This is a genomic window from Bradyrhizobium sp. (genome assembly GCF_049512235.1).
GTDB lineage: Bacteria > Pseudomonadota > Alphaproteobacteria > Rhizobiales > Xanthobacteraceae > Bradyrhizobium.
The window spans coordinates 1-5346 of the sequence record NZ_JBEKXH010000449.1; the positions used below are offsets into that span (position 1 = coordinate 1).

Genomic DNA, 5346 nt, shown 5'->3' on the forward strand with positions numbered 1-5346 from the left:
AGGGCGCCGACCGGCTGATTCTCGCAACCGACCCCGACCGCGAGGGTGAGGCGATCTCCTGGCACGTGCTGGAGGTGCTGAAAGAGAAGCGCGCGATCAAGGACCAGAAGATCGAACGCGTGGTCTTCAACGCCATCACCAAACAGGCGGTTTCGGAGGCCATGAAGCATCCGCGCCAGATCGATGGCGCACTGGTCGACGCCTATATGGCGCGCCGGGCGCTGGACTATCTGGTCGGTTTTACGCTTTCGCCGGTGTTGTGGCGCAAATTGCCGGGGGCGCGGTCCGCGGGCCGGGTGCAATCGGTGGCGCTGCGACTCGTATGCGACCGCGAGCTCGAGATCGAGAAGTTCGTGCCGAGGGAATACTGGTCGCTGGTCGCGACCTTGACGACGCCGCGCGGGGAAGCGTTCGAGGCGCGACTGGTCGGTGCCGACGGCAAGAAGATTCAACGGCTCGATATCGGCACCGGCGCAGAAGCCGAGGATTTCAAGAAGGCCATTGAATCAGCCCATTTCACGGTTTCCACGGTTGAGGCAAAACCGGCGCGCCGTAATCCGCAGGCGCCGTTCACGACTTCGACGCTGCAACAGGAGGCCAGCCGCAAACTGGGCTTTGCGCCGGCACATACCATGCGGATCGCGCAGCGGCTCTATGAAGGCATCGACATCGGCGGCGAGACCACCGGTCTGATCACCTATATGCGAACCGACGGTGTGCAGATCGACAATTCGGCGATCACCCAGGCGCGCAAGGTGATATCAGAGGATTACGGCAACGCCTATGTGCCCGAAGCCCCGCGCCAGTACCAGACCAAGGCCAAGAACGCCCAGGAAGCTCACGAAGCCATTCGCCCCACCGATCTGTCGCGCCGCCCGGCCGCCTTGCACCACCGCCTCGATAGCGATCAGGCCAGGCTCTATGAACTGATCTGGATTCGCACCATCGCCAGCCAGATGGAGTCAGCCGAACTGGAACGCACCACCGTCGACATCGCGGCCAAGGCGGGCGCGAGGCTGCTGGACCTGCGCGCGACCGGCCAGGTGATCAAATTCGACGGCTTCCTCGCAGTCTACCAGGAAGGCCGCGACGATGATGGCGACGACGAGGACAGCCGCCTCCCCGCGATGAGCGAAGGCGAAGCGCTGAAGCGCAAGGAACTCGCCGTCACCCAGCATTTCACCGAACCGCCGCCGCGTTTCTCCGAGGCTTCGCTGGTCAAACGCATGGAAGAACTCGGCATCGGCCGACCCTCGACCTATGCCTCGATCCTGCAGGTGCTGAAGGACCGCGGCTACGTCAAGCTCGAGAAGAAGCGGCTGCACGGCGAGGACAAGGGCCGCGTCGTGGTCGCCTTCCTGGAAAACTTCTTCGCCCGCTACGTCGAATATGATTTCACCGCCGACCTGGAAGAGCAACTGGACCGCATCTCCAACAACGAGATTTCCTGGCAGCAGGTGCTGAAAGACTTCTGGGTCGATTTCATCGGTGCCGTCAACGATATCAAGGATCTCCGCGTCACCCAGGTACTGGATACGCTCGACGACATGCTCGGGCCGCACATCTATCCGCCGCGCGAAGATGGCGGCGATGTCAGGCAGTGCCCGAGCTGCGGCAATGGAAGGCTCAACCTCAAGGCCGGCAAATTCGGCGCGTTCGTCGGCTGCTCGAACTATCCGGAGTGCCGCTTCACCCGTCCGCTGGCCGCGGACAGCGAAGCCAGCGCCGACCGCATCCTCGGCAAGGATCCGGAGTCCGATCTTGATGTCGTGGTCAAGGCCGGACGTTTTGGGCCTTATATCCAGCTCGGCGAGCAGAAGGATTACGCCGAAGGCGGCAAGCCGAGGCGCGCGGGGATTCCGAAGAACATCTCGCCCGGCGACATCGAACTCGATCTGGCCTTGAAACTATTGTCGCTGCCGCGGGAAATCGGCAAGCATCCGGAGACCGGCGAGCCGATCACCGCGGGGCTTGGCCGATTCGGCCCGTTCGTGCGCCATGAGAAAACATATGCCAGCCTGGAGGCCGGCGACGAGGTGTTCGATATCGGCCTCAATCGCGCGGTGACGCTGATCGCCGAGAAAATCGCCAAGGGGCCGAGTGGCCGCCGTTTCGGTGCCGATCCCGGCAGGCCGCTGGGCGATCATCCGACCCTTGGCGGCGTCGCGGTCAAGAGCGGACGCTACGGCGTTTATGTGACGGCCGGGGGCGTCAACGCCACGATCCCGAGCGACAAGAGCCAGGACAGCATCACGCTTTCCGAAGCCATTGCGTTGATCGACGAGCGCGTCGCGAAGGGTGGCGGCAAGCCCAAAGCTGGCGCCAGGAAAGCCAAGGCCGTAAAGCCGGTCAAAGCGAAAACGGACGCCAAGGCCGCCAAGCCCATCAATAAGCCGATGGCAAAAAAATCCGCGTCAAAGCCGAAATCGGATTCCGCCAGCAAGGCGCGCGCGCCGGTAACGCCGGCGGCCAAGACCTCCCCCGCGAAGGCAGCGCCGGCCGCCAAAACGCCTGCGAAGAAAAGCGCCGGCAAGGCCCGCGGCTAAGGTGGCGAAAGCGCGCGACCGCGGCTTTCCGGCCCGGGAGGCTATCGTCGCCTTTGTCCGCGCCCAGCCGGGAATAGTCGGAACCCGTGAGATCGCGCGCGAATTCGGCCTCAAGAACGCCGACCGGGTCGAGCTGAAGCGCATCCTGCGCGAACTCGCCGACCAGGGCACGATCCAGAAGCGTGGCAAGAAGATCAGCGAACCGGCAAGTTTGCCGGCGACCGTGATGGCCGACATCTCAGGGCGCGACGCCGACGGAGAGCTGATCGCAATGCCGGCCGAATGGGATGAGGTAGAGAGCGGCGAAGCCCCTAAAATCCGCATTCATGTTCCCAAGCGGCCGCAGCCGGGCACCGCGGCAGGCGTTGGCGACCGCGCGCTGCTGCGCATCGAAAAACTCGATGACAGCGAAGCCGGCGCCTATCGCGGCCGCGTCATCAAGGTGGTCGATCACGGCAAAAGCCGCGTGCTCGGCATTTTCCGCAAAACCCCCGACGGCGGCGGAAGGCTGGTTCCGGTCGACAAGAAGCAGGCCGGCCGCGAGCTGAATATCGCCAAGGCCGACGTTGGCGGCGCCGAAGATGGCGATCTCGTCAGCGTCGAGCTTCTGCGCTCGCGCGGCTTTGGGCTTGCCTCCGGCAGGATAAGGGAGCGATTGGGCTCGCTGGCAACGGAGAAGGCGGTCAGCCTGATCGCGATCCATGCCCACGAAATTCCGCAGGTGTTCTCGCCGGCGGCGTTGGGCGAAGCCGAAGCCGCCAAACCCGCAACGCTCAGGGGACGCGAGGACTGGCGCGAACTGGCATTGGTGACGATTGATCCACCCGACGCCAAGGACCATGACGACGCGGTTCATGCGCAAGCCGACCCCGATCCGAACAGCAAGGGCGGTTATATCGTCCATGTCGCGATCGCCGATGTTGCGTTCTATGTGCGGCCGGGATCGGGGCTCGATCGCGACGCGCTGACGCGCGGCAATTCGGTGTATTTCCCGGATCGCGTGGTGCCGATGCTGCCCGAACGGATCTCCAACGATCTGTGCTCGCTGGTGCCGGGCGAGCTGCGCGGCGCGCTCGCGGTGCGGATGGTGATCGGCAATGACGGCCGCAAGCGCTCGCACAGCTTTCATCGCGTCCTGATGCGCTCGGCCGCCAAACTGAATTACGCGCAGGCGCAGGCGGCCATCGACGGACGACCCGACGATTTGACCGGTCCCCTGCTCGCTTCCGTCCTGAAACCGCTCTATGACGCCTACGCGGTCGTGAAACGCGCGCGCGACGAACGCGATCCGCTCGATCTGGATATCCCCGAACGCAAGATCCTGTTGAAGTCAGACGGCACGGTCGATCGCGTCATCGTGCCGGACCGGCTGGATGCGCATCGCTTGATCGAAGAATTCATGATCCTGGCCAACGTCGCCGCGGCCGAGATGCTTGAAAAGAAGTCGCTGCCGCTGATTTATCGGGTGCACGATGAACCGACCCTTGAGAAGGTTCACAACTTGCAGGAATTCCTCAAGACGCTCGATCTGCCATTTGCCAAGAGCGGCGCGTTGCGGCCTGCGACGTTCAATCGCGTGCTGGCGCAGGTCAAAGGCCACGACGCCGAACCGCTGGTCAATGAAGTCGTGCTGCGCTCGCAGGCCCAGGCCGAATACGCCGCCGAGAATTATGGCCATTTCGGTCTCAACCTCCGACGCTACGCGCATTTCACCTCGCCGATCCGCCGCTATGCCGATCTTATCGTCCACCGCGCCTTGATCCGCGGCCTCGGGCTCGGCGAAGGCGCGCTGCCGGAAACCGAAACGGTGGAAACCCTGACCGAGGTTGCGGCGCAGATTTCGCTCACCGAGCGGCGCGCCATGAAGGCCGAGCGCGAAACCGCCGATCGCCTGATCGCGCATTTCCTCGCCGACCGCATCGGCGCGACCTTTCAGGGCCGCATCTCCGGCGTCACTCGTGCCGGGCTGTTCGTCAAGCTCAGCGATACCGGCGCCGACGGCCTGATCCCGATCCGCACGCTGGGCACTGAATATTTCAACTACGACGAAACCCGCCATGCGCTGATCGGCACGCGCAGCGGTGCCATGCACCGGCTGGGTGACGTGGTCGACGTTCGTCTGGTAGAAGCAGCCCCTGTCGCGGGTGCGCTGCGGTTCGAGCTGTTGTCGGAGGGCAGTATTCCCACGCGAGGGCGCAAACGCGACCGCGCGGGCGATGGGTCGAGGGCGCCGGCCAGGACGCCCCCGGGACGCAGCCCGCGCCAGCAAGAGCGCAAGCCGGCCAAGCCTAAGCCTGGCAAATCCAAGAAGGATAAATAAGCATGAGCGCGCACGCGAAAATGGTCTGGGCCCCGGAATCGTCGCCTGCGGACAAGCGCAACGTATGGACCGCGCTGAAACGCGGCTGGCGCGGCCGCTGCCCGCGCTGCGGCGAGGGCAAGCTGTTTCGGGCCTTCCTGAAGGTCGACGATCACTGCTCCGCTTGCGGACAGGATTTCACGCCGCACCGCGCCGACGATCTTCCGGCCTATCTCGTCATCATCATCGTCGGCCACATCGTGGTGCCCCTGGCGCTATTGATCGAGACCAATTATTCGCCGCCGGTGGCGCTGCAGCTCGCGATCTATCTGCCGCTTACCCTGATCGCATCCCTTGCCTTGCTGCAGCCGGTGAAGGGCGCCGTGGTCGGCCTGCAATGGGCGCTGCGCATGCACGGGTTCGACGAACAAAATCCGACGGAATAACCGGACGGTCAAACAGAAAACGAGGTGGGCAGCGGGAGCGATGACGGAGAAGACT

At 64.1% G+C, this 5346-nt stretch carries 3 protein-coding genes; all 3 read left to right on the forward strand.

Features of this window, described 5'->3' with window-relative positions; genetic code table 11:
- Positions 1–2546, forward strand: a 2546-nt coding sequence (topA, locus tag ABSG20_RS29055; protein ID WP_423867906.1) for a type I DNA topoisomerase, incomplete at its 5' end; no start/stop codon positions are given.
- 1 nt (position 2547) lies between these two features.
- Positions 2548–4866 carry a ribonuclease R gene (gene rnr / locus ABSG20_RS29060; RefSeq protein WP_423867907.1) on the forward strand — a complete coding sequence of 773 codons (2319 nt, stop codon included), beginning with the start codon at positions 2548–2550 and terminating at the stop codon, positions 4864–4866.
- 2 nt (positions 4867–4868) lie between these two features.
- Entirely contained in the window at positions 4869–5291 is a 423-nt protein-coding gene (locus tag ABSG20_RS29065; protein WP_423867908.1) for a DUF983 domain-containing protein, read from the forward strand.
- The last annotated feature ends 55 nt before the right edge of the window (positions 5292–5346 follow it).

What these genes read in the sequence shown, in the direction of transcription:
- ABSG20_RS29065 (WP_423867908.1), top strand. Translation starts at nt 4,869, where the DNA reads ATGAGCGCGCACGCGAAAATGGTCTGGGCCCCGGAATCGTCGCCTGCG.